This window comes from Eupransor demetentiae (assembly GCF_963930865.1).
Lineage (GTDB): Bacteria > Bacillota > Bacilli > Lactobacillales > Lactobacillaceae > Eupransor > Eupransor demetentiae.
The window spans coordinates 1-23,923 of the sequence record NZ_CAWVOH010000002.1; the positions used below are offsets into that span (position 1 = coordinate 1).

General features: G+C 44.5%; 24 protein-coding genes. 14 read left to right on the top strand and 10 right to left on the bottom strand.

Features of this window, described 5'->3' with window-relative positions; translation table 11 throughout:
- Window positions 1-264 precede the first annotated feature (264 nt).
- Window positions 265-1,098 carry a 1,4-dihydroxy-2-naphthoyl-CoA synthase gene (menB, locus tag ABSY64_RS04230; protein ID WP_349641843.1) on the bottom strand — a complete coding sequence of 278 codons (834 nt, stop codon included), beginning with the start codon at window positions 1,096-1,098 and terminating at the stop codon, window positions 265-267.
- Between the two features lie 37 nt (window positions 1,099-1,135).
- Between menB and ABSY64_RS04235 the strand changes: the two genes are divergently transcribed.
- The 3 genes from ABSY64_RS04235 (at window position 1,136) to ABSY64_RS04245 (ending at window position 3,077) form a co-directional block, all read left to right on the top strand.
- Window positions 1,136-1,504, top strand: coding sequence for a PaaI family thioesterase (locus ABSY64_RS04235; protein ID WP_349641844.1), 369 nt, complete (start codon window positions 1,136-1,138; stop codon window positions 1,502-1,504).
- 104 nt (window positions 1,505-1,608) lie between these two features.
- On the top strand, window positions 1,609-2,373 hold the full coding sequence (locus ABSY64_RS04240) for a hypothetical protein (protein WP_349641845.1): 765 nt from the start codon (window positions 1,609-1,611) through the stop codon (window positions 2,371-2,373).
- A 2-nt stretch (window positions 2,374-2,375) separates the two neighbouring features.
- Entirely contained in the window at window positions 2,376-3,077 is a 702-nt protein-coding gene (locus ABSY64_RS04245) for a LytR/AlgR family response regulator transcription factor (RefSeq protein WP_349641846.1), read from the top strand.
- Window positions 3,078-3,121: 44 nt separating this feature from the next.
- On the opposite strand, the gene gyrA is transcribed toward ABSY64_RS04245, so the two are convergent.
- The 6 genes from gyrA to dnaA all read right to left on the bottom strand — a co-directional run bounded on the left by gyrA (window position 3,122) and on the right by dnaA (window position 12,091).
- Window positions 3,122-5,677 carry a DNA gyrase subunit A gene (gene gyrA, locus ABSY64_RS04250; protein WP_349641847.1) on the bottom strand — a complete coding sequence of 852 codons (2,556 nt, stop codon included), beginning with the start codon at window positions 5,675-5,677 and terminating at the stop codon, window positions 3,122-3,124.
- 33 nt (window positions 5,678-5,710) lie between these two features.
- A complete protein-coding gene (gyrB, locus tag ABSY64_RS04255; RefSeq protein ID WP_349642214.1) occupies window positions 5,711-7,639 on the bottom strand; it encodes a DNA topoisomerase (ATP-hydrolyzing) subunit B in 1,929 nt (642 codons plus the stop codon).
- A gap of 117 nt (window positions 7,640-7,756) precedes the next feature.
- A complete protein-coding gene (gene recF, locus ABSY64_RS04260; protein WP_349641848.1) occupies window positions 7,757-8,875 on the bottom strand; it encodes a DNA replication/repair protein RecF in 1,119 nt (372 codons plus the stop codon).
- On the bottom strand, window positions 8,866-9,213 hold the full coding sequence (locus tag ABSY64_RS04265) for an RNA-binding S4 domain-containing protein (RefSeq protein WP_349641849.1): 348 nt from the start codon (window positions 9,211-9,213) through the stop codon (window positions 8,866-8,868). Before ABSY64_RS04265 ends, recF begins: the two co-directional genes overlap by 10 nt.
- A 197-nt stretch (window positions 9,214-9,410) precedes the next feature.
- Window positions 9,411-10,544 carry a DNA polymerase III subunit beta gene (gene dnaN, locus ABSY64_RS04270; RefSeq protein WP_349641850.1) on the bottom strand — a complete coding sequence of 378 codons (1,134 nt, stop codon included), beginning with the start codon at window positions 10,542-10,544 and terminating at the stop codon, window positions 9,411-9,413.
- 179 nt (window positions 10,545-10,723) lie between these two features.
- On the bottom strand, window positions 10,724-12,091 hold the full coding sequence (gene dnaA, locus ABSY64_RS04275) for a chromosomal replication initiator protein DnaA (RefSeq protein WP_349641851.1): 1,368 nt from the start codon (window positions 12,089-12,091) through the stop codon (window positions 10,724-10,726).
- A 578-nt stretch (window positions 12,092-12,669) separates the two neighbouring features.
- On the opposite strand from dnaA, the gene rpmH reads away from it, so the two are divergent.
- The 4 genes from rpmH to ABSY64_RS04295 all read left to right on the top strand — a co-directional run bounded on the left by rpmH (window position 12,670) and on the right by ABSY64_RS04295 (window position 15,054).
- Window positions 12,670-12,804 (top strand): 50S ribosomal protein L34, encoded by a 135-nt coding sequence (gene rpmH / locus ABSY64_RS04280; RefSeq protein ID WP_089939872.1) that lies wholly within the window; start codon window positions 12,670-12,672, stop codon window positions 12,802-12,804.
- A 95-nt stretch (window positions 12,805-12,899) separates the two neighbouring features.
- Window positions 12,900-13,259, top strand: a complete 360-nt coding sequence (gene rnpA / locus ABSY64_RS04285; RefSeq protein WP_349641852.1) for a ribonuclease P protein component — start codon at window positions 12,900-12,902, stop codon at window positions 13,257-13,259.
- The gene (locus ABSY64_RS04290; RefSeq protein WP_349641853.1) at window positions 13,246-14,088 is read left to right on the top strand and encodes a YidC/Oxa1 family membrane protein insertase; all 843 of its coding nucleotides are present in this window, start codon (window positions 13,246-13,248) and stop codon (window positions 14,086-14,088) included. The genes rnpA and ABSY64_RS04290 overlap by 14 nt, the downstream gene beginning before the upstream one ends.
- A 42-nt stretch (window positions 14,089-14,130) precedes the next feature.
- The gene (locus tag ABSY64_RS04295; RefSeq protein ID WP_349641854.1) at window positions 14,131-15,054 is read left to right on the top strand and encodes a magnesium transporter CorA family protein; all 924 of its coding nucleotides are present in this window, start codon (window positions 14,131-14,133) and stop codon (window positions 15,052-15,054) included.
- Window positions 15,055-15,090: 36 nt separating this feature from the next.
- Here the strand turns inward: ABSY64_RS04295 and ABSY64_RS04300 are convergent, their stop codons facing one another.
- Window positions 15,091-15,252, bottom strand: a complete 162-nt coding sequence (locus tag ABSY64_RS04300) for a hypothetical protein (RefSeq protein ID WP_349641855.1) — start codon at window positions 15,250-15,252, stop codon at window positions 15,091-15,093.
- A 148-nt stretch (window positions 15,253-15,400) separates the two neighbouring features.
- Between ABSY64_RS04300 and ABSY64_RS04305 the strand changes: the two genes are divergently transcribed.
- From ABSY64_RS04305 to ABSY64_RS04315, 3 genes are all read left to right on the top strand, one after another.
- Window positions 15,401-15,910 (top strand): MscL family protein, encoded by a 510-nt coding sequence (locus tag ABSY64_RS04305; protein WP_349641856.1) that lies wholly within the window; start codon window positions 15,401-15,403, stop codon window positions 15,908-15,910.
- A gap of 14 nt (window positions 15,911-15,924) precedes the next feature.
- Window positions 15,925-16,101, top strand: coding sequence for a hypothetical protein (locus ABSY64_RS04310; protein WP_349641857.1), 177 nt, complete (start codon window positions 15,925-15,927; stop codon window positions 16,099-16,101).
- Between the two features lie 97 nt (window positions 16,102-16,198).
- Window positions 16,199-17,077, top strand: a complete 879-nt coding sequence (locus ABSY64_RS04315; RefSeq protein WP_349641858.1) for an alpha/beta fold hydrolase — start codon at window positions 16,199-16,201, stop codon at window positions 17,075-17,077.
- Window positions 17,078-17,103: 26 nt separating this feature from the next.
- Here the strand turns inward: ABSY64_RS04315 and ABSY64_RS04320 are convergent, their stop codons facing one another.
- Window positions 17,104-18,948: an FAD/NAD(P)-binding protein gene (locus tag ABSY64_RS04320; protein ID WP_349641859.1), complete on the bottom strand. Its 1,845-nt coding sequence runs from the start codon at window positions 18,946-18,948 to the stop codon at window positions 17,104-17,106.
- Between the two features lie 39 nt (window positions 18,949-18,987).
- On the bottom strand, window positions 18,988-19,251 hold the full coding sequence (locus tag ABSY64_RS04325) for a PspC domain-containing protein (RefSeq protein ID WP_349641860.1): 264 nt from the start codon (window positions 19,249-19,251) through the stop codon (window positions 18,988-18,990).
- A gap of 356 nt (window positions 19,252-19,607) precedes the next feature.
- On the opposite strand from ABSY64_RS04325, the gene tyrS reads away from it, so the two are divergent.
- The 4 genes from tyrS (at window position 19,608) to ABSY64_RS04345 (ending at window position 23,837) form a co-directional block, all read left to right on the top strand.
- A complete protein-coding gene (gene tyrS / locus ABSY64_RS04330) occupies window positions 19,608-20,855 on the top strand; it encodes a tyrosine--tRNA ligase (RefSeq protein ID WP_349641861.1) in 1,248 nt (415 codons plus the stop codon).
- A 502-nt stretch (window positions 20,856-21,357) separates the two neighbouring features.
- Window positions 21,358-22,272, top strand: coding sequence for an ABC transporter ATP-binding protein (locus ABSY64_RS04335; RefSeq protein WP_349641862.1), 915 nt, complete (start codon window positions 21,358-21,360; stop codon window positions 22,270-22,272).
- A 2-nt stretch (window positions 22,273-22,274) separates the two neighbouring features.
- Window positions 22,275-23,051, top strand: a complete 777-nt coding sequence (locus ABSY64_RS04340; protein WP_349641863.1) for an ABC transporter permease — start codon at window positions 22,275-22,277, stop codon at window positions 23,049-23,051.
- Window positions 23,052-23,072: 21 nt separating this feature from the next.
- Entirely contained in the window at window positions 23,073-23,837 is a 765-nt protein-coding gene (locus ABSY64_RS04345) for an ABC transporter permease (RefSeq protein WP_349641864.1), read from the top strand.
- The last annotated feature ends 86 nt before the right edge of the window (window positions 23,838-23,923 follow it).

The window sequence follows — 23,923 nt, forward strand, 5'->3', positions numbered from 1 at the left end:
TGTTCCGTTATCGACTGTTCGACAACGGCGTTACAAATTCGTTTGTTCAAAGTTTTGTTCAGTTTTCAATGTGCGTTCGTCGCTCGGTGCGACTTAATTATTCTAGCAGATTGCCTGAGCTTTGACAAGCTTTATTTTCGCTCGTCGCTGCCTCGGCCCCCCTCAAGAACAATAAATAGTCTACCAGCTTACCGCCCTGTGCGCAAGGGGTTTTTGATCGTTTTTTAATAAGAAATTCTAATCGTCTTAAAAAGCTCTTATAGTTTAGGGGAATTTTGGAAATTGATCAAAATCTGGCTTGCGCTTTTCCTTAAATGCATCGCGACCTTCTTTGGCTTCATCACTCGTATAATAGAGGAGAGTTGCATCCCCAGCGAATTGTTGAAGTCCTGCCAAGCCATCCGTGTCAGCGTTCATCGCTGCTTTAATGAAGCGAAGTGCTGTTGGAGACTTCGTCAACATTTCATCCGCCCATTCAATCGTTGCATTTTCGACTTCGGCGAGGGGCACAACCCGATTAATCCAATTCATGTCATAGGCTTCCTGTGCAGAGTAGAAATGGTTTAAGAACCAAACTTCCTTTGCACGCTTATGCCCAATTACTCGTGCTAAATAACCGGAACCGTAGCCGGCATCGAAGGAACCAACCTGTGGTCCAGTCTGTCCGAACTTGGCATTATCGGCAGCAACTGTTAAGTCAGCAACAAGCTGCAAAACGTTTCCACCGCCGACTGACCAACCCTTGACCATTGCAATCACCGGTTTTGGGATGATACGCATCAAATGTTGTAGGTCCAAGACGTTCAAGCGAGGAATGCCATCGGCACCGACATAGCCACCATTGCCACGAACCTTTTGATTTCCACCAGATGAAAAGGCTTGATCGCCAGCGCCCGTTAAAATGATAACGCCGACTTCTTGATCATCACGTGCTCGACTGAAAGCATCAATCATTTCCGCAACCATCTTGGGTGTGAAGGCGTTATGCGTTTTGGGATCATTCATGGTAATCTTGGCAATCTTACCTGGATGTTGGCCATCAACATTTACTTCATATAAAATTTCACTATAGTCTTTTTTACTTTGCCACTTTGTCATTGGATATAAACTCCATTTGTTTTTGAAAGGAAAATTTATGAACATTCTCGAATTACTCGGCATAAATGTCACAAAAGTTACGTCAACAGAGGCAATTGTTACAGTTAATGTTACTAAACAGTTACAACAGCCATATGGTCTCATGCACGGTGGCATGAATGCACTCCTTGCAGAAACCGCTGCATCTCTAGGGGCTAATGCGATTTTACCAGAAAATCAGGTCGCTGTCGGTGTCGATGTTCAAACTCATCATTTACGGCCAGTTTCTCAAGGCATTTTAACCGCTAAAGCCACTCCTATCAAGGTTGGACGGGAAATCCAAGTTTGGGAGTGCACAATCTTTTTAGAAGAAACAGGACAAAAGACGAGTTTTAGTACAATAACTTTAAAAAGTCAAAGTATTTAAATATTCCTGACTCATTTTCTTAATTTAAAACTGTGATAATAAAGGCATGATTTATCGTAATATTCAATGTCGTCAAATTAACATTGAAATCGGAGAATCATATCATGTTCAAAACTGCTGTCACGGAAGAACTTGCTTCTTCGTCTGAATTCGAGGAACTGTTCAATGAGGCCAGCCCCATTAACTGGCTTCTAATCCTTTTAGTCCTGGCACTCGTCAGTCTTATCGTTGCTTTAGTACAAAGTCGTCGGCTCTTACACAAAGAACAGCTTGAAAAAGAAGCTCTGGCGGCACACTTAAACGACCTTAATCCTGATTTAGAAAATTATCGAATTTTCCGCCATGATTATCGGAATGTGATTGCCAGTCTTGCCATGTCTTTGGAAGAGGGAAACATAGCCGAAAGTCGCCGGATTTACGAAAGTGTCCTGGACGAAAGCTTGTTCTTATTGAATACGCCACGACTCAATCTAAGCAAGATTGAAGTGCCGGCGATACGGTCCTTGATTTTAGTAAAGGCTCTCGAGGCAGAAAAAGTTGGGGTTTCTTTCAAGCTAGAAACTATCGGCTGCTTTGAAGATACTGCGATTAATCGGTCCTTGACCCTTTATCGTGTCTTCGCTTTGCTGCTTGATGAAGCCATCCTCGTACTCAAAGATTTTCCCGATAGCAAAGTTAATTTGGGCTTCATTACGAGCAATCAAATTCAAAAAATTATTGTTTCATATCCGATGGTTCCTGGTTTGGCTGCAATCGAGCGCAAAACCATCAACCGGATTACAAGGATTATGGAACGAGACCAGCGATTGGCTTTAATTCGTGAAGAGCGCGGTGGTAATTTCTACCAAACTTTAACCATTGAGGAGTAATCATGACTTATTATCTACTTGAAGATGGGAAAACCTATCAACGTAAAATTAAGAAAATCTTACCAGGAACCAAGGCCTACGGCTCGCCTAGAGAACTGATAGCCGCCCTTGATCAAGATGAATATGGCCACAAAATCATCATTTTGGACCTGGAAATTAAGGGTATTCGCCAGGCTGGCTTCCGGACTGCTCAGCACATCCGCCGCCAAGATCCCCACGCACAAATTATTATTGTGACGAGTCACACCGAGATGTCCTTCCTTTGTTTCCAATATCAAATTGGTGTAATTGATTTTATTTCCAAAAACGATGAGGAACAAGCATTTCAGAGCCGTTTGCAACGGGCCGTTCAGACAGCCAAGGATAACATCAGTCGGATCGAAGAAATCACTGAAATCCCAGTTCGTTTCCCAAATGGAAGCCAGTTCATCAAGGGTGACTTGAACCAAGTGGACTATATTTCAAGTGAAAAGGGGACACATTACTTGGAGATTCACACCCGTAGTAACACCATTAAGGTGCGGGCTAATTTGAAGGACATTTCTGCTATTCACAAAAACTTGCTCCAGATTCATGCGGCATACTGCATTAACATTAGCCAAATCGAATCCTATCGAGCCGGGACTCAAACCCTGACCTTGAAAAATGGAACGAACTTACCGGTTTCACGCCGCTTTATCAAAGCGATTCGCCAATTGGCCTAAGTTCACAAAAAAAGCACTGCTTACGCAGTGCTTTTTATTTGTTATTATTCTTGATTATCCTCATCGGGAGCTTGTGCTCGTTCGAGTAATTCTTCGACTTGATCTTGGATCTCGCCATTATCACTTGAAGCAGCAGTACTATTTTCTTCCTGCTCTTCGTCAGTCATAACCTCAGGTTCCAACTTCGTTAAGCTGGCAACCTTAGAACCATCCTCCAAACGAATCAAACGAACTCCTTGCGTAGCTCGACCAGTTTGGCTGACAGATGCCACGCTAAAGCGAATCATGACACCTTGGTCAGTGGTAACCATGATGTCTTCGTCGCCATCAACAGTAACCATGGCTGCCAAAGGACCATTCTTTTCAGTAATGGTAGCAGTCTTGATTCCCTTACCACCACGGCCCTTAACTGGGTATTCAGCAGCAGGGGTTTGCTTTCCGTAACCCTTTTCCGTGATGACCAAAACCTTGGCATCATCGGTTAGGATTCCAGCACCGATAACTTCATCGCCCTCGCGCAAACGGATTCCACGTACACCAGCAGCAGAACGTCCCATGATACGGACAGTGCCTTCGTTAAAGGTCGTTGAATAGCCTTCGCGGGTGGCAATGATCATGTTTTGATCACCAGTCGTAATCAAAACGGCCAAAACTTCATCATCGTCACGAAGGGTTAAGGCCTTCAAACCATTGGTACGAATGTTGGCAAATTCAGCAACCGCCGTCCGCTTTACGACCCCTTGACGGGTAACAAAGAAGAGGTTATCTGGGCTTTCGCTCGCTTCACCATCGACCTTGATAACGGTCTGAATCTTTTCATCGGCCTCAAAATTCATCAAGTTAATGACCGGAATTCCCTTAGCCTGACGACCATATTCAGGAACTTCGTAGCCCTTCATCCGGTAAACCTTACCCTTGTTGGTAAAGAAGAGGAGGGTATCGTGGGTCGAAGCAGCAACCATTTGGTCAACAAAGTCTTCGTCGTTGACATTCATTCCCTGAACACCACGACCACCACGATTTTGGGCCTTAAATTCGTGGGTTGGCACACGCTTGATATAGCCCTTGCGCGTCAAAGTGATGATAACGTCTTCTTGCTCAATCAAATCTTCGTCTTCGATGCTGGTAACATCCCCGACCTGGAGTTCGGTACGACGTTCGTCGCCGAAACGGTCTTGGATTTCGAGCAATTCGTTGTAAATCAAAGCATCGATGCGCTCTTTTTTAGCCAAGATGTCCTTCAAGTCAGCAATGCGAGCCACTAACTTTTGGTATTCATCTTCAACCTTGTCGCGTTCCAAACCGGTCAAACGAACCAGACGCATGTCCAAAATGGCTTGGGCCTGCTTGTCAGACAAGGAGTAACCATCAATCAAACGACCTTTGGCTTCATCGGAAGTCTTGGAAGAACGAATGATGTTGATGATGGCATCGATGTGGTCCAGCGCAATTCGCAAACCTTCCAGAATGTGAGCCCGGGCCTGAGCTTTGTCCAATTCGAAGGCAGTACGACGGCGGATAACATCACGCTGATGCTCCAAGTAAGCGACCAAGATTTCCTTCAAATTGAAAATTTTAGGTGCACCGTGGTCAATGGCCAGCATGTTGAAACTAAAGCCGGTTTGCAAAGCAGTTTGCTTGTACAAATTGTTTAAGATAACCGAGGCCGAAGCGTCACGACGAACATCAATCGAAATCCGCAAACCATCACGGTCAGTTTCATCGCGGATTCCTGTAATGCCTTCAATCTTCTTGTCGCGTGCTAATTCAGAGATTCGCTCAATCAAGCGAGCCTTGTTCACCATGTAAGGTAGCTCAGTGACGATGATTTGTTCAGCACCACTTTTAAGCTGCTCAATGTCGACCTTGGCGCGAATGGTAATCGTACCCTTACCAGTTTCGTAGGCGCGGCGAATGCCGGCCTTACCCATCACAATTCCACCAGTAGGGAAATCAGGACCAGGCAATGCTTCCATCAGTTGAGCGATGGTGGCCTCAGGATCCTTCATCAAAATATGCAGGGCTGAAATAACTTCAGTCAAATTGTGGGTTGGGATGTTAGTCGTCATTCCGACGGCGATACCCGTAGCTCCGTTGACCAAAAGGTTCGGAATTCGGGCAGGCAAAACGGAGGGTTCCCGCTCTTCGCCATCGTAGTTGGGTACGAAATCAACCGTGTTTTTATTTAGATCACGGACCATTTCCAAGGCAACCTTGGACAAACGCGCTTCGGTATAACGCATGGCGGCAGCGCCGTCACCATCGACCGAACCGAAGTTTCCGTGGCCGTCAACCAACATATAGCGGTAAGAAAATGGCTGCGCCATTCGTACCATTGATTCATAAATTGCCGAATCACCGTGAGGGTGATACTTTCCCATGACATCCCCGACAATACGGGCAGACTTCTTATGGGGCTTATCCGGCGTATTTCCCTGTTCAGTCATTGAGTACAAAATTCGACGATGAACGGGCTTCATTCCATCTCGGACATCCGGCAAGGCACGCGCGACGATAACAGACATCGCGTATGACAAGAAGGAAGTCTTCATTTGTTCAGACAGGTGGGTATTTTGAATACGACTGTCAGCTTCTGGCATAGTCATTTACTCCTCGTAAACTCTTACAAGCTTTTAAACATCAAGATCCTTAACATAAACCGCATTATCCTCGATAAACTGACGGCGTGGTGGAACATCGCCACCCATCAACATATCGATGACGCCGTCTGCTTCCTCAGCATCGGCCGGGTCAACCCGTAGTAAACGACGGTTGAGTGGATCCATGGTCGTATCAGCAAGCTGATCTTCATCCATTTCACCCAGACCCTTGTAACGCTGCACCTTAGGCTTGGCCGTTGAAGGCAACTGGGCCAAATAGTCTTCCAATTCTTCGTCGGAATCCAAGTAGGTACGTTCCTTACTGTTCCCCAGTTGAACACCATACAATGGTGGCTGGGCAATGTAGATGTAGCCGGCGTCAACCATAGGGCGCATGTAGCGGTAGAACAGCGTCAAGAGTAGCGTCCGGATGTGGGCACCATCGACATCGGCATCGGTCATGATAATAATCTTATGGTAATTGGCCTTAGTAACATCAAAATCCTTACCAAAACCAGTCCCCACCGCCGTAAAGAGGGAACGAATTTCTTCGTTAGCTAGAACACGATCCAAGCTAGCTTTTCCAACGTTCAAAATCTTACCTCGGATAGGTAGGATGGCCTGGGTCAAACGGTTACGACCCTGCTTGGCAGAACCACCGGCGGAATCACCCTCGACAATAAAGAGTTCTGAAATTTCAGGATCCTTGGAAGTATTGTCGGCCAACTTACCTGGCAAACGACCAATTTCAAGGCCGGACTGCTTACGCGTCATTTCGCGGGCGCGCTTTGCTGACAAACGGGCCTTTTGAGCCAAGGTTCCCTTGTCGACAATCTGCTTAGCAATTGATGGATTTTCCATCATGAAACGACTGAAAGTTTCAGAGAACATGCGATCTGTCGCTTGACGAGCATCTGAATTTCCCAGCTTGGTCTTGGTCTGACCTTCGAACTGAGGATCCGGGTGCTTAATCGAAACAATGGCCGTCATTCCTTCACGAACATCTTCTCCGGTAAGGCTTTCGGCACCTTCCTTCAGGTAACCCTTTTTACGGGCGTAATCGTTAATCACGCGGGTGAGGGCGGTCTTAAAGCCAGTTTCGTGCGTTCCACCTTCATAAGTGTTGATGTTGTTGGTGAAAGTACGCAGGTTTTCCTGCACGCCAGTCGTATATTGCAAGGCGACTTCGACCACAATATCCTTTTCTTCACCTTCAACATAAACCGGCTGGTCAAACAAGACGTCCTTGTCACGATCAAGATAGGAAACGTATTCCTTGATACCACCATCGAAGTGGAAGCTTTCGCTGATTGGTTCATCAGGACGCTTATCCGTAATGGAAATCCGCAAGCCCTTGTTCAAAAAGGCCAATTCACGGACACGCGTCAACAAAGTTTTGTAATTATAAATCGTCGTTTCCTGGAAAATATCAGGATCCGGCTTAAAGTGGACAATCGTACCACGTTCAATTGGTAGCTTCTCGTCCAAGACCTTCATGCCCGTGTTAACACGGCCAGTCTTAAAGTCCATGTAGTAGAGCTTATGATCACGAACAACGCGAACATCCAGCTCGGTGGAAAGGGCGTTAACAACCGAGGCACCAACCCCGTGCAAACCACCAGAAACCTTGTAACCACCACCGCCGAACTTTCCTCCAGCGTGCAAGATGGTGAAGACCGTTTCGAGGGCAGGCTTACCCGTCTTAGTTTGAATATCAACCGGGATTCCACGACCGTCATCGGTAACGGTAATCGAGTTATCCTTTTCGATTGCAACCGAAATATGGCTGGCAAAACCGGCCAAAGCTTCATCAATTCCGTTATCAACAATTTCCCAAACCAAGTGATGCAAGCCTTGGGCAGTCGTCGTTCCGATATACATACCGGGACGCTTACGAACCGCTTCCAAACCTTCCAAAACTTGAATTTGATCAGCATTATAAGCATCGGCATCACTATCCATTTTGCCGGCTTCTTGAATTAAGGCGTCATCAGTAATCAGTTCATCTTCAAACTGGTCTGAATTGATATTTGGATCTTGACTATCAGCCATTTTTACTCCTCTTATGTACCTTGTCTATTAACTTTCGACACTTACCGTGCCTGCTTTGACCTGGAAAACCTTGGGTTCCATAATTAATTGCCGCGCAACTTCACTCAGCGATGGCGCCGTCAAGAAGGTTTGGACCTTGTCTTGAATGGCTAGCAGCAAGTGCGTTTGCCGGTTAGCATCGAGTTCCGAAAGAACATCATCCAACAGCAAAACTGGATATTCACCGGTTTCTTCATGCATGAGGTCAATCTCCGCCAACTTAAGGGCCAAAGCAGCCGTTCGTTGCTGCCCCTGCGAACCGTAGACCGCAACGTCTTTGTCGTTCACCAGGAACTGTAAGTCATCACGGTGTGGGCCCACCAAGCTTGTGCCCTGCATTATTTCACGCTGTTCTTGGCGCTGCAAGGCATTGGCATAAGCCGTCAAAATTTCGGCCAAACTAGCATCCGGCGCAAAGTCCACAGTTGAACGATAGCGCAACTGCAGGCTTTCGCTCTGATCTGAAATTTCAGCATGGAGCGGCTGGGCCGCTTTTTCCAACTGCTGGACGAAATTCTGTCGGGCATACAAAACCTTGGCCCCAAACTCAACCAATTGCTCGGTTAAAACCTCAAGCAAAACCTTGTCATCCGTACGCTTAGCCTGTAATTCTTTCAGATAGGCATTGCGATCTTTAAGAATTTGCCGGTAGCGACTCGTATTATGCAAGTAGCTGATGTTCATCTGGCCAAACTCCATGTCAATGAAGCGGCGCCGGGTGCTCGGGGCACCCTTAACCAGATTCAAATCCTCTGGTGCAAACAAAATCACGTTCAGCTGGCCAATATATTCGGACAGGCGACTTTGGTCCAGATGGTTCACCCGGGCGTGCTTACCGCGCTTGCTGAACTCCAAAGAGAGGGGAATCGTTCCGAAGCGATTTTGAACTCGTCCAGCAATGCGTGCAGACGATTGCTGCCACTCGATTAGTTCTTTGTCATTAGCAGTACGGTGCGACCGGGTAAGGGCTAGGGCGTAAATGCTTTCGAGCAAGTTCGTCTTTCCCTGGGCATTTTGACCAAGAAAAACATTAACGCCAGATTGGAAGTCTAAGTTCAGCTCATCGTAATTACGAAAATGCTCTAACGAAAGACTCTTTAGTTCCACTGACCTGGTCCCTTAGGCTTATCAGCCCGCTTAGCCTTGGCTTCCTCTTCGTGACGTTCCTTGAAGAAACGGGCCAAGATGGCCTTGGCTTCATCCTCTTCGGCTTTCTTGGCGTCGGCCTCATCAGACTTCGTGATGGTATAGCGCTTGCCTTCCGCGAGCACAACATCCCCGGGATAAAGCTTCTTTCCCCGCTGGCGCTCAGGTAAATCATTCAAGAAAACTGCGTGTTCAGCCAGGTAATACTTTGCCTGTCCACCGCTTTCAATAATGTTTTCAGCCTTCAAAAACTGGGCCAGCGTGATGTAGTCACTCGTGATTGCAATTGAATCCGCCATAGTCATTCTCCTAGTCCTTTTTCAACCCCTTTATTATACCATAATGGGTCTAAAACGGCCCAGATTGACATTTAGTAGCTTTTAGACGTTTTGCCTTAATTCGTACTAAAATCCATTAGAAGCAATGTCATGGGACAAAAAATTAAATTTTTTATTTTTGGGCAAAAAAAAAGACCACTGGAATGGTCTTCGTAATATTAAAAAGTACGGACAGGCGTAATCAACTGTAGCTGGCGATTATCCGTCTCCCCTTCAGGGATAACAATGAATGGTCGCAAGTTCGTGGTGAACTTCAATTCAACGGTCTTACCATGCAAGACACGCAAGGCATCACGAACGTAATCTGGGTTGAAGGAAATGTCGAGGTCTTCGCCAACAACAGTTTTAGCGGGCAATTCTTCCTTCACTTGTCCGACTTCTTGAGAAGTTCCAGAAAGTTCTGCCTTTCCTTCGCTCAAGACCAATTGAACCACGTTGTTACGACTTTCGTGACTCAACAAGCTAGCACGGTCGATGGCTGCCAAGAGAACCCCGGCGTCAATCGTCATTTCTGTCGTGCTTTCCGTTGGAATCAAGCGATCCGTCTCAGGATAGTTTCCTTCAAGCAAGCGGGAGTAAAAGACCGTGTTACCAAGATCAAAGACGGCTTGGTTTGCTGAAAGCTTAATTTCAACACGGTCCTTACCTTCAAGCAAGGGCTGCAATTCGTTAAAGGACTTGGCTGGAATAATAACGTTGGCATTAACCTGATCATCTGTTCCAGTCAAAGTAACAATTCGCTGTGACAAACGGTGTGAATCAGTCGTCACGGCCTTCACGCTTTGGCCAGCTAGTTGCAAGTGGATACCGGTCAAGATTGGGCGACTTTCCTGCGTTGAGGCAGAAATCTTCGTTTGGGCAATCAATTCAATCAACTGCGCTGCTGAAACTTTTAGTGACTGCGCATCTTCCATTTCAGGAAGTTGAGGATAGTTGTGAATGTCTTGACCGTTAATGTTAAAGGAGGCTGAACCAGAAGTGATTAAAGCACGCATGCCATCCAATTCAATTTGCAAGTCATCGGCAGGCAAGTGCTTAACAATGTTGATGAAGAAAGTTGCGGGTAGTGTAATGCCACCTGGCGTATCAATGACCAGCTTAGCATTAGTATCGGATGCAGGGATACGGGATTCAATTGAGATATCAGCATTTGAACCTGTAAGAACAAGTTCATCTTCACCTAGCACAAGCTTGATGTTGGTCAAAATTGGAATCGTAGTTCGTGATGAGATGGCCCGTGCAACGTCGTTAAGTGCTTTAACAAAAGCTTGACGATTAATTGAAAATTTCATGTAATTCATTCCTCCTGGCCAGACGTGATATTTAAATAATTAAGTTAATTATAAACTAATAATAATAATAAGGGGTGTTAATCTTGTGGATAAGTCCCTTAAAGCCCGAACTTATCCCAAATAGCCTGCTGATAATTCCTTGATAAGTGGCTACTTTTGTCCACAATTTATCCCCGCTTTTATTTGCCGTTTTTAATCTCATTGGCGAGGTCGGTTAGCAAATCTTTGGTACGCGGTTCGCTTTCGGCCCGTTCCGTAATCTTGTTGGTTGCGTGCAAGACGGATGAGTGATCACGGCCACCAAATGCGCGGCCGATATCAGGCAAGGATTCGTCCGTCATGGTCCGTGTTAGGTACATGGCGATGTGGCGGGCGGTAACTAAGTCCTTTTTACGGCTTGAGGACTTCAAGTCATCAACGGTTAACATGAAGTAAGTGGCGACCGTTTGCTGAATGCGGTCAACCGTTACCTTATGATTCTGGTCGATATTGAGGTCATCCAAAATCTGCTGAGCTGTTTCCTTTGTAGCCGGCTTGTTCATGTAGCGAATCTTGGCTTCGAATTTATGGAAGGCACCTTCCAAACTTCGGACATTGGAGTCGATGTTTTCCGCGATTAACTCTAGGACATCGTTGGGGATGTCGAGGTCGCCCGTTACGGACAAGTTTTTCAAGATGGCGACACGGGTTGAAAGATCCGGCTTTTGGATATCCATCATAATTCCGGCTTCAAATCGAGAGGTTAGTCGTGTTTGGAGTTCAGGAATGTCGGTCGGCATCCGGTCAGAAGTCATAACGACCTGCTTGCCGTTTTTGGTCAAAGTATTAAAGGTATTGAAGAACTGTTCCTGGGTTCCGTCCTTGCCAGCCCAGAACTGGATATCATCAATTAGCAGCATATCGACGTTACGATAGGTTTGTTTAAAAGCTGAAATTGCGGTATCAGAATCGGCGGCACGGATTGAATCGGTAAAGTCGTTGGTAAATTCTTCAGATGTTACGTACTTAATACGGGCAGAAGGATCGCGTTTAGCGTAGGCATTCCCAATGGACTGCATCAAGTGGGTCTTACCCAGTCCAACGCCACCATAAATAAGATAGGGATTATAAACGGTTCCTGGATTGTCAGCGACAGCTCGGGCAACCGAATAGGCGGATTCGTTGGCAGAACCAACGACGAATTTTTCGAAGGTAAAGTCCGGATTTAGATCAGACTTTTCGGAAAAGGGGATGCTTTGTCCAGCAGTATTGGCTGGTGCTGGGCTAGGCTGAGCAGCTCGAGAACTTTCGATTTCAATTGTGGGTTTAATGAATGAAGTGGTTAGTTCCATGGCAAATTGAACGAAATCCATGGCGAGATCTTGGTTCCATTTGTCGATAATTTCAGCCCCGGTGTCTTGTGGCGCATCCAGGCGGAAGCTAGCGCCGTTTAAATCCACAGGCTTGAGCGGCTCGACGTAGGTTGAAAAGGTAAGGGGTCCTAGCTTCTCGAAGAACTTGGCTTGAATCTGGTTCCAAAGCTCATCTTTTGTAATGTCTGTCGCCATGAGGTCTCTCCATTCTCTGATTTTAAATAAAAGCGTGATTTCCCTGAACGGGGACTGCAAATAATTATAGCAAAATCAGGGCAGTTATCCACAGGCAAAAAATAAAAAAAGATACCCACACTTGTGAACAAAAAGAGCTGAGCAAAGTGTGTAAACAGGGGAACAAATGTGTGGTTATCCACATATAAACAAAGTTATCCACTGTTTTAGCCTTGAAATATTAAGGGTTTTATAAATTATAAACATTATCCACAGTTTATTTATCCATAGCTGTGGATATGTGGATAATTTTGTGATTATCCTGTGAATTGCATCCAAAAAATTTCTTTTACACACAGGGTTGTGACTTTCCTGGGATAAATCTGGGGATAAACTGTATTGACACTTTCAGTGCCCTTTTGGGATAATTAACGAAGCTTTTCGAATCTACTTTCCTTTTATAAGGGATTGAATTCTTATAGAATTACTAAGAATGGTTAAATCAGGCGGGGATGCTTGTCATAGGGCCATTTTCATGTTAAGATTAATCTCGAATTGCAGAATTTTTTGCAGATAATCTAAATGGAGGTGAATGACACATGAAGCGTACATACCAACCAAAGAAGCGTCATCGTGCACGTGTACACGGATTCCGTAAGCGCATGTCAACGAGCAACGGTCGCAAAGTTTTGGCTCGCCGTCGTGCAAAGGGCCGTAAGGTGCTATCTGCCTAACAAGGTCGCTGCAAGTCAGTGGCCTTTTTATTTTTCAGGCAATCAGGTGGGCGTTAGCCTACGTACATATTGATGTCGGTCTAGGAGCAGGTTAGATGCGTAAAACTTTTCGAATTAAAAAGCCGGAGGAATTCCAGCAGGTTTTTAACCAGCATCATTCATTTGCAAATAAATATTTCGTGGTTTACCGGATGGACCGTCCGGCCGCTAAGCATTTTCGTTTAGGACTTTCCGTTGGAAAGCGAATTGGAAAAGCCCACGATCGAGTTTGGGTTAAGCGACGTATTCGTCAAGCTTTTCTTGAATTAAAGCCACAGCTTCCTCAGGATCAAGATATCCTGGTGATTGCCCGTCCCGCTGTTGCAGGGAAATCGCAGGCCTTCATTAAAAAGCAAGTGAAGCACGTTTTAAAAATTGCCGGAATAATTGAGGATAATACAAATGCAAACAGTTAAACGTTGGGCGAAAGTCATTGGCCCATTGCCACTCATCTTAGCGCTTATCGCCCTTGTTGGGATTTTTGCTGCTGGTTTTTCTTACCATCAAAATATTACGGGGTCTGGAATTTGGGGTAGCTTCATTGCTGCCTTTACCCAGTCAATTTTGGGTGCTTCTTCATGGTTTGGCGAAAACTACGGGTTCGGTATCATTGTTTTCACCATCCTTGTCCGTTTTGTGATTTTGCCTTTGATGGTCTTTCAAATCGATTCGATGAAGAAGATGCAAGGTTTGCAGGCTGAAATTAAGGTTATTCAGAACAAGTATCCTGGTAAGGATGCTGAAAGTCGTCAGTTATTGATGAACGAACAGCAGGCCTTATATAAGGAACATAATGTTCGACCTTTTGCATCTATGTTGCCACTTTTGGTGCAGATGCCGGTCTTGATTGCCTTGTATCAAGCCATCTTTAACTCACACGAATTGCGTTCTGGTTCCTTCCTTTGGTTGGAATTGGGAAAGCACGACCCTTACTTCATTTTGCCTGTTTTGGCAGCCCTCTTTACCTTTGCGTCATCATGGCTTTCAACACAAGCCAACCCTGAGCAAAACACGATGACCAAGGTAATGCCTTACATTTTCCCTGTCATCATCTTCTTTACGGCCTTGTCCGTTCCTTCAGCTCTTTCGCTTTACTGGGTAGTGGGAAACATTTTCCAGACTGTTCAGACCTTTATTTTGCAAAATCCCTTCAAGATGCGCAAAGAACGTGAAGATGCCAAGCGTCTTGAACGTGAGATTGAACGTAAAAAGCGTAAGGCGCGTCGTGGTCGCAAGCGCCGCTAAGCACTGAACCCTTGACTCCCGTTCTTTCCTTAGGAGGCTTTCATGATTGAAATGTTAAAACAAACCCCTAATTTTAAGTGGTTTCACATAACAAACATGACTCCTGAAGATGAGTCGCAGTTGCTCCACGAGCATCATTTGACCGACCAGATGATTGGTTACGCGGTCGATAAGAATGAAAGTGTCCGTATGGAGTTTGATCCGGATGCTCAAGAAGCTTTAATCATCATGGATGTTATTTCGGCTCAGCCCGAGCCTGTCCTGACCCGGCCAATCGGAATTGTTTTGGTCAACGGGGATTTGTACACCTTTGCCCATCGTGCAACGGACTACATTAAAAAGGACATGCTCGACCCGCAGAAGAATATGAAGCGGGCGGATGATGACCATTTAACAGTTTTTGAATTTCTAATTACTGGAATTTATCCCTTGATGACCCAGTATGCTGATGAAATCACTGAAATCAATCGTCAGCGTCGAGCTATTCAAGCGCAGTTTGGTAACCGTAAGCACTTGACCAAGCAGACGAACGATTTGTTGCATTTGCAGATTCAGATGATTTATCTGCAAAATTCCTTGGCCAATAACTTGATTATGTTCGATCAGGTTCGCCGTTCTTATCAGGGACAAATTTCCGAACAAGATTTGGATTACCTTGATGCGGTTCGTGTCGAAGTTGACCAAGCCAAGGACATGGCCGGTTTGGCGATGGAAGTGATTAATGCCGTCTCTGACGCGACTGGTAATCTCGGTAGTCGCGACCTGAACTGGACGATGAAGGTCTTGACGGTTTACTCAATCGTTTTGACCATTCCTACCATGGTTTCCGGTTTCTATGGCGAAAACGTGAAGTGGCTGCCCTTTGCTGATCAGCAGAGTGGCTGGTGGATCACCATCATTATTATGATTTTGATGATGGTGGCTGCCACATATGTCTTCTACCGTTACGGTTTTTTGAAAAAATAAAAAGCACTGGCAATTGCCAGTGCTTTTTCATTAGAATTACTTCTTGTCGAATTCCTTGGCCTTATCCTTGGTGTCATCAACAAACTTCTTGGTGGCATCCTTAGCATCGCTGGCGGCAGACTTCATCTTGCCTTCAGCTTCCTTTGCCTTGCCTTCAACTTGATCCTTAGCAGCATCGAACTTATCTTCTAGTGACATGTTAAATCCTCCTTTTTCTTTGTAGAATATGATAACACTGGTTGAAGACCTTTGTAAAATATTTTTAATGTAAAATTGTCTTCGTTAGCGTGAAAACAGGCCGCGCAGGGTTTATAATAGCAGTGTACCAATTGTTATGGAGGTGTCTATGAAAGAGGAAAAAAGAAAGCATAGTTTTGTTGACCAGACCAATGCCCTTATCCATAATTCAAGTGAAACTTTGGTTTCTTTCCGTCAATTCATTTTTGCCCCCAACCTTTTGACCTTCGTTATCTCAGTTGTTGTTGGTAATTCAATCGGGTCAATGGTTAAGGACTTGGTTAATTTTGTGATTGGATTAGGGACTTTCTTGTATCAGTGGGCCTTTTACGCCGGGCATCCGCTTAATCCTAATTACTTTATTAATCAGACTGAGCCACTGTTGGGTAGTTTCTTCTCGATGCTGATTGTTGCTGCCGTCGTTTTTTATTCTATTCAGTTTATTAATGATAAATTAATTCGGACTGAAAGTGAGAAGTGGGGCTTCGATCAGTACCATACTGATATGTTGGAAATTCAGAAGATTCAAAAGCGTAACGTTGAGTTACAAGTGGAAAATGCAAAATTGCAAGGGCAGGTCCTTGAACAATTAAAAGCATTGAACAAGAATAAAGATTAATTTGGGAGAAAGTTATGAAGCAGACCACAGTTATTACAATTATTATTTCATTGGTAGCAATGTTCATTTCCTTGGTTTCATGGATTTTGAAGTCAACGGACCTTTCATTGATTGCTGCTAATCTAGCAACGGTTATCTTGTTGGTTGCCTTTATTTGGGATAACCGCAATAACAATTCAAAGAACGAATAAGTCCTGTTTAGGGCTTTTTTATTTTATGAAAAGGAGGTGTTTCACGTGAAACACTTTTTGCTTGTTTACTAGAGTGTTTCACGTGAAACAGTTATAGATGTTATTCAAAGATAGAAGCTATAATTTCGAAGCTGTAACGATTAATGGTGGTTTAGACCATGTTGTTTCAGATATTTCTTACGCTAGTGGGGAACGCCATAAACTGGATTTGTATATTCCAAAAGGTGAAGGGGAACACCCCGTGATTGTTGACTTGTATGGTGGTGGATTGGTTCGTGGTGAAAAATCGTCTTATAAATTAACCCCTTCATTACGTTTCATTAATGATGGTTATGCGGTTGCAAGTATGGACTACAGCCACAATTCAGATCAGCATTTTACCTTTCCAAATCAAATTGCTGAAGTGCGGGCAGCGGTTAACTTCCTGACTGCGAATGCTGCCGAGTATAATCTGAAGGCAGACCAAGTATCTCTAATTGGTGAATCGAGTGGGGCACAACTTGCCGTCCTTGCGGCAGCAAGTTTTTCCGCAGGTGTGAGACTCGGACACTTGCCTGGTGAATCAACAAAGTTGCCCAAGATTAAACGCGTCATCGGAATGTACGGACCCTACGAACTTGATGCTTTTCATCGGCAATTTGATGCCATTAAAGTTGTGCCCAAGTTCCCGGAAACTGGTGCACACAATTCCTTTGAAGGTTTGGAGTTGGGTAATCGCAAGCCTGCGGAAGTACCCTACGCAGTGGCACAAGGAAATCCTGCCAATTACTTTACAGTTGACATGCCACCTTTAATGCTTGTTGCTGGGACTGCTGACCAGGTTGTTCCTTATGTTCAGTCCGTTAATTTAGCGAAGCAATACCAAGCATTAACTGGAAGAGAAACTGAACTGCATATTGTAGAGGGCGCCCATCACGGCATTACGGATTTTGATACCGAGGAATTCCACCAAGCTAAACTAAAATTTTTGCAGTAAAAAAGCCGCTCAAATGAGCGGCCTTTTTATTTGAGAATTTCTTTTGCAATTTTGTTGGATTCAGCGAAGATTAGAGAATTGACGCCTGGTCGCGGAATGACTGTGTTAAACCATTTCTGACCTTCAAGCGGAATACCATAGAGGTACCAGTTATCGTAGGGCTTGCCATCGGGATTCATAACTTGGTAGGTCTCCGCATCGATGGCAGGTGTATTGTCAGTCAAATATTGACCAGAACTTGTCTGCTTGCTTTCGTTTGGAACAATTTCTTTTTCAGCCAAAAGATCTTTAAAGAGCGTTGAAGCAGTGTAACGAAAATCAGTCGTGTTTAAACGGGCTTCAATTAAGACGTTGCTGCGGACTTCATCATAAGCATTATCGGAAGCGATGAAAGCGCCATCAGCACCTGAAACTTGCATACCGGGAGCCATTGGATGAACGATGCCAGCCTTGACCAGAGCAAGAAGCTGTTCCGTGCGTAGGACGGGCGGTCCAACGGATAGGCGAGCATCAATGCTCTTAAATTCGTTCAAGACTCGTTGGTAATCGTCGGGCGTGAAATAGTCGTGTTCGATAATGAAACGAACGGTGGAACGCACGTCCCGCAAGAGATCAAAAGCGGCCGTTAGAGGGGATTCCTCATTACCGAGTTTGGCCGAAGCAATGTCATCTTCCAAATGTTTTTCAAAAATCTTCTGGAAGTTTTCGTAGTCACTCTCAAACAAGACCGGATTTGCCAAAGCCTTCAAGTCAAGATTAATGGGCCAGTCAAAACCAGCACGACGAATGATCTCGGTCCAATCATCATTATGCATTAAGGCCTGAATTAATTCTGTTTGTTGGACAGGGGATAAATCAGACGCTTCAATTTTATTGCTTAGGTATTTAAAAGATAATTCTCGTTGCAAGAGGGAGAAGAAATCATCGTAAGGGATTTTGCCGTCATGGGCAGCTCGAATTTCCTCTAAATTCTGCAGGGTAAAGAAGTAGGTCTGATCTAGTTGGCTCGTATCTTTTTGATTAATTCCACGACTGCGTGGCGGAAAACCACTCCGGGAGCCAACGTAGATTGTGGGTTCTTTACCAGAAGGAACATACTTCAATTCACCAGAGGCCAACTGTTTCAAATGACCACCTCGGCCTTCGGTAAGGGCAATCATATAATCGAAGAAAGATAAACCAAAACCACGCATTAGGACGGGTTCCTTAGCAGCCAAAGTAGAAAAATTAGCCTCAGCGGGATGGCCCATCGGCCAGTACTGCAAATGGTGGGCGTCGGCATAGAGGGCCATACCCTTTTCCTTACCAGAAAGTTCGGCATCAAGATGACCAGGAGCCATCACCAAAACATCTGAGAAATAATCCTGCGTTTCATCCGAGGTAATAAGGTGAAAATGGTCTTGGGAGAATTGGAGCTTGGTAATTTCAACAGGGTAGCAGTTCAATTCCTGGCCAGGTTTTAAGCTTGCCTTTAGGCGGTCAAAAAACCAATGGGCGTAAACACCCATTAGACCCCGTGAAGAATAGCTTTGTCGGTCCATATTCTTAATTTCTTGAGAATAGGACTTTGCATAATCGGGGTGTTGAGCAAGATAGTCAGCAGCATCTTCTTGTGACCATTTTAATAAGTTAGGACCGGTAACACCCTTAATCGAAGCATCAACTGATGCATCATTAAAGAGGGTAACTTGATCAGCAACGGTGTTCATTAAGAAAATTTGATTGTTATTTAACTTGGGATTCCACACTCGGCCACCAACACCGAAGGGATCAAATAAATTAATTGTAATAGCGGTACTTTGGTCCAGCTGTAGCAGACGGTGCGCTAAAGCAAGTCCGCGTGGACCAGCACCGATAATCGCTATGTTCATTGTTAACTCCTGAAGACAAAAAAAGCCCAGGAAGTGGACTTAGTCCTCTTGATCTGGGGTGACATCCCGAACTTCATCGGCATGACTGTCATGATTATTTTTATCGGAGGCAATATGCTGGTCGTCCGGAATAAGAATCCATGCTAAAAAGTAGACCATCACGTTGAAGTGGCAGAAAACGGTAAGAATAATAAAGGCAAGACGGACAATATTCACGTCCCAGCCAAAGTAATCAGCAATACCACCTAAAACGCCGCCAAGAACACGGTCGCTTGTTGAACGTGCAAATTTCTTTTGTGACATAATAACCTCCTTTATGCCTTAATTTTAACACCCAATAAGGTTCTTGGTAAAGTTAAAACGCCTTTATAGCAGGCTTTTTAACAATTTCCTTAAAAATAGAATTTGGTCAAATATTTTTGTTATAATGAAGACATCATTTGTTGGCAAAGGTTTTAACAATGGCGTGAATCAGAAAGTTAGCGGTCGCTGCGAGCTAACCCGTCGTTAGAACTGAGTTACACAACAGCGAGTAATGACGTTTGCCGCGTTAAGGCGCCAGAGTGGTGGAGTCTTGCTCCACAATTTAGGTGGTACCACGGTGTTCGTCGTCCTAATCAGTTAGCTGATTAGGACTTTTTTTATTAAAGGAGTAGGAAATGAATTTTATTGAAGATTTGAAGTGGCGTGGCGCCCTCAACCAAATTACGGATGAAGAAGGCCTTTTGAAGACGATGTCAGAGGGGCAAATCGGGGCTTACGTGGGAACTGATCCCACTGCCGATTCACTACACTTGGGACACTTGATTCCTTTTATGGTTTTGAAGCGCTTCCAAAATGCCGGTGGTAAGGCGGTTATCATCGTCGGTGGTGCAACTGGTGCCATTGGAGATCCACGCCCCACGACGGAACGTCAGCTTTTAAGCCAAGAAACTTTGGATCACAACATTGAAGCCATTAAGGAACAGGTTACACGTCTCTTTGGGCAGAATGGAACCAAGATTGTCAACAACAATGACTGGCTGGGTAAGATGACTTTGCCTGAGTTCTTGCGTGACTATGGAAAGCTCTTCTCCGTCAACGTCATGTTGAAAAAGGACATTGTGGCTTCCCGTTTGGCCACTGGAATTTCCTATACAGAGTTCACTTATCAAATCTTGCAGGGAATTGATTTCTTGCAACTTTGGCGTCGTGAAGACGTACGCCTTGAAATCGGTGGCTCTGACCAGTGGGGAAATATTACTTCCGGTGTTGATTTGATTCACACGGTTGAGGGAAATGACGCCCCTGCCTACGGTTTGACGATTCCTTTGATGACGGATTCAACTGGTAAGAAGTTCGGGAAGTCCGAAGGAAACGCCATCTGGTTGGATGCCAAGAAGACTTCACCCTATACTTTCTACCAATTCTGGTTTAACCAACAGGATGCTGATATTGAAAAGTACTTGAAGTACTTCACTTTCTTGGAACCGGATGAAATTGAAAAGATTGTTGCTGAATCGGCAGAAAATCCAGGTGCTCGCTATGGACAACGTCGTTTGGCTGAAGAAGTGACGCGCTTTGTTCATGGCCAAGCAGCCGTTGATGAAGCCGAAGAGTTGTCTAAGGCACTCTTCTCCGGGGATGTTAGCAATCTAAGCGCTCAGCAAATCCAGGATGTCTTTGCTGGTGTGCCAAGCTTTGATGCCAAAAACGAAAAGCAAAACGTGGTTGATTTTATTGTTGAGGCTGGAATTGATAAGTCAAAGCGCCAAGCACGTGAAGACGTGACGAACGGAGCCATCACAATCAACGGCGAAAAGGTCACGGATTTGGAGCACGAAGTGGATCCAACAGCAGCTTACGATGGTAAGTTTGTTTTGATCCGTCGTGGTAAAAAGAAGTATTTCTTGGGTAAAGTTCAATAAATTATACGAAGTAGAAGCAAATCTCTTGGAGATTTGCTTTTTTTAGTCACCCATTCAAAAATAAAAAACCAATTTCTTGAAAAATCATTTAATTTCCGTTTAATATCGCGGTATTATAGTAGTGATATTGATATTTGAGATATCGATCAAATGCAGCCTCTTAGTCGGAATTTCTATAAATACTTCTCTCTAAACCTAATTTATACCTTCTCTCCCCGTCCGGCTAAGAACTGCATTTGAAGCAAGGCAACCCTTTATACCTCGGGTTGTCTTTTTTTGTAGAATTGAACTAGACCAATTGCTTCTTCGCTTGTTTTCCTTATCGGACGATAAGGAAGAAAGCAACTAGGCCAAATATCCGTCAATTATGCTAGATATCTTCAAATATCAAGAAAAGACTGCTATCATATTGAATGATAGTAGGTAGACAATTTACCTACACTAATATAAATCCTGCGTGTCACCTGGTGGCCGTTGCGATTGGCAAGAGGAGTTTGCACATATGGCATTATTAGAATTAAAAGACGTCTCCAAGAACTTTGGTCACTTTCAGGCCATGGACAAGGTCTCTTTTAATGTAGAAGCTGGTCACATTGTTGGTCTGATTGGTCCTAACGGAGCCGGTAAGTCAACCACGATGCGTGCCATCACGGGTTTGATGACTTATTCCGAAGGTGAAATCACTTTCGATAACCAACCCGTTACTTTTTCAAATCACAAGGCTTTGGACAAGATGGGGAATTTGATTGAATATCCTTCGATCTACCCGAACTTGACGGCTTTGGATCATTTGAAGTTGTACGCTATGGATACGAAGGATCCCGTTGATATTCCTGACATCATGAAGCGTACCCAAATTGATGGCGATAACTTCGGTAAGCGTAAGGCGAAGAACTTCTCGCTTGGAATGAAGCAGCGTTTGGGAATTGCCATTGCCTTGGTTCGTAACCCTAAGTTGGTCATCTTGGATGAACCAATGAATGGTTTGGATCCTCAGTCCGTTCACGATGTGCGTGAATTGATTCGTTCTTTGGCAAACAAGGGTGTGGCCTTCTTGATTTCAAGCCACTTGTTGGATGAATTGCAACGTCTTGCTGACGACGTGGTCATCATTAACAAAGGTAAGATTGTGAAGGACACGACCATGGAAGACTTCCTTGCTGGTGGTCATGCGCAAATCGTCTTGGACACTAACAACAACGAAGGTGTCTTGCAGCTTGCCGTTGATAACAACTGGGATGCCAAGGAAGATGGTACCAAGATTGTGATTGATAACGGTGACGATGCTTTGAACGTTCAAGATGTCTTGGCAAAGTTGGCCGCATCAAATATCGAAGTTAAGAGTATTTCAACGACTCAAGAAAACCTCGAACAGCACTTGCTCGAAGTTTTGAAGGATGACGGACAAGGGGCATAAAAATGCTGACACTGGTTAAACAGGAGTATTTTAAAGCTTTTAAGCAAAACCGCTTGCATTACTACTTGTTGGTTCTCTTTGCTTTTCCCATCTTTATCTTGGGGTGCTTTCCGGATCAACGAATGGAAACCGGTATTTTAAACTTAGGGCAGGGGCTTATCCTGGTTAACTTCTTGGGAATTGTTTTAACGGCTTTGTATGCCTCCCAGGAGTTTACCTATGGAACGATTCGCCTTTTGCTTTCACGGCGATTTAATCGAGCTGCCGTCTTTACGAGTAAGATTATTGTGATCCTCTCGACTTTCATTGCCTTCTTCGCTGCTGATTTTCTGGGGACTTTGGTGGCCAAGCTGGCCTTTGCACCGACCTTTGATTTCAGCAAGCAGTATGGTGATCCGAGCGGAACTGGCTGGCAGGTCATTTATCGTACTGTTGGGGAAACGATGTTGCAGATGATTTTCATCGCCGGCCTGGTTCTCCTAGTGGTTAATATCGTGAAGTCATCGGGAGCGGCTATTGCCCTCGGGGTTGTCATGGTCTATGGAATCCCTCTTTTGACCGCGTTGTCATCTTACATTTTGCAACAAGCAGCTTTTCTAAAGTGGAACCCGTTGAACATCTTCTTGGGTATCCAAAATATCGGTCGCTTAGGCAACCAACCCGCTGTTATGTACCAAGCAATGGGAATGACGGTAAACCAGCTGATTTATGCTTACGTCGGTTATGTCGTCCTCATCTATGCCATTGCCTATTATATTTTCCAACGGCGCAGCGTCTAATTAATAACTAAAGGAGAAAGTATGTTTACATTACTTCGACAAGAATTTATGAAAGCTTGGAAACAAAACCGAGTTTATTATTGGTTTATCCTGGCTTTGATTGTGCCAATTGTATTTATTTGGCACGCTCCAGGTGCAGCTGAAGTTGCTGTACTTGGTGGCGGTGTTACGGTTGCGAATTTGGAATTGATTGTTGTGACGGCAATCATCTTTACCCAAGAATTTCGCTTTGGAACTATTCGTCCTTTGCTATCCCGTCGTTTTTCACGCGGAATGGTATTTAGTTCAAAAGTTTTGACTTTTGCTATTTTGTACTTGGTTACTATCCTTGCAGCTTTTATTGGAACGATGATTGCATGGCCAATCTTTGTTCACGACGTGCCTTCAGAAACTATCAAGTTGGTTTGGCAGACAATGGGAACTAACGTTGTAACTTCCGTTGTGGAATACGCATTCTTTACTTCGCTTATCCTCTTGGTAGCCAACATTGTTAAGTCTTCTGGTGCTGCTATCGGCTTGGGAATGGTGATGATTGTGGGTACTTCAATTCTCTCTGGCATTGCCACGACCTTGGTCCAAATGTGGGAACCATTGAAGTGGAACCCATTTACTCTAGATAATGTTGTTAATGCATATGGTAGTTATGGTGCAAATGGTACATACTACAAAACTGTTGTGCAACAGGTTATGGGTACTGACCCATGGGTCGTATTCCTAGTGTTTGGCCTTTATATTATCGTGCTTTACCTAATTGCTTTCTTGATTTTCAAGCGCCGTAGCGTTTAATCATTAAAATAAAAAACCTGGTCTAGCCAGGTTTTTTTAATACTAAGTTTTAAAATGTGAATAAAAAATTCAATTGGTCTATAATA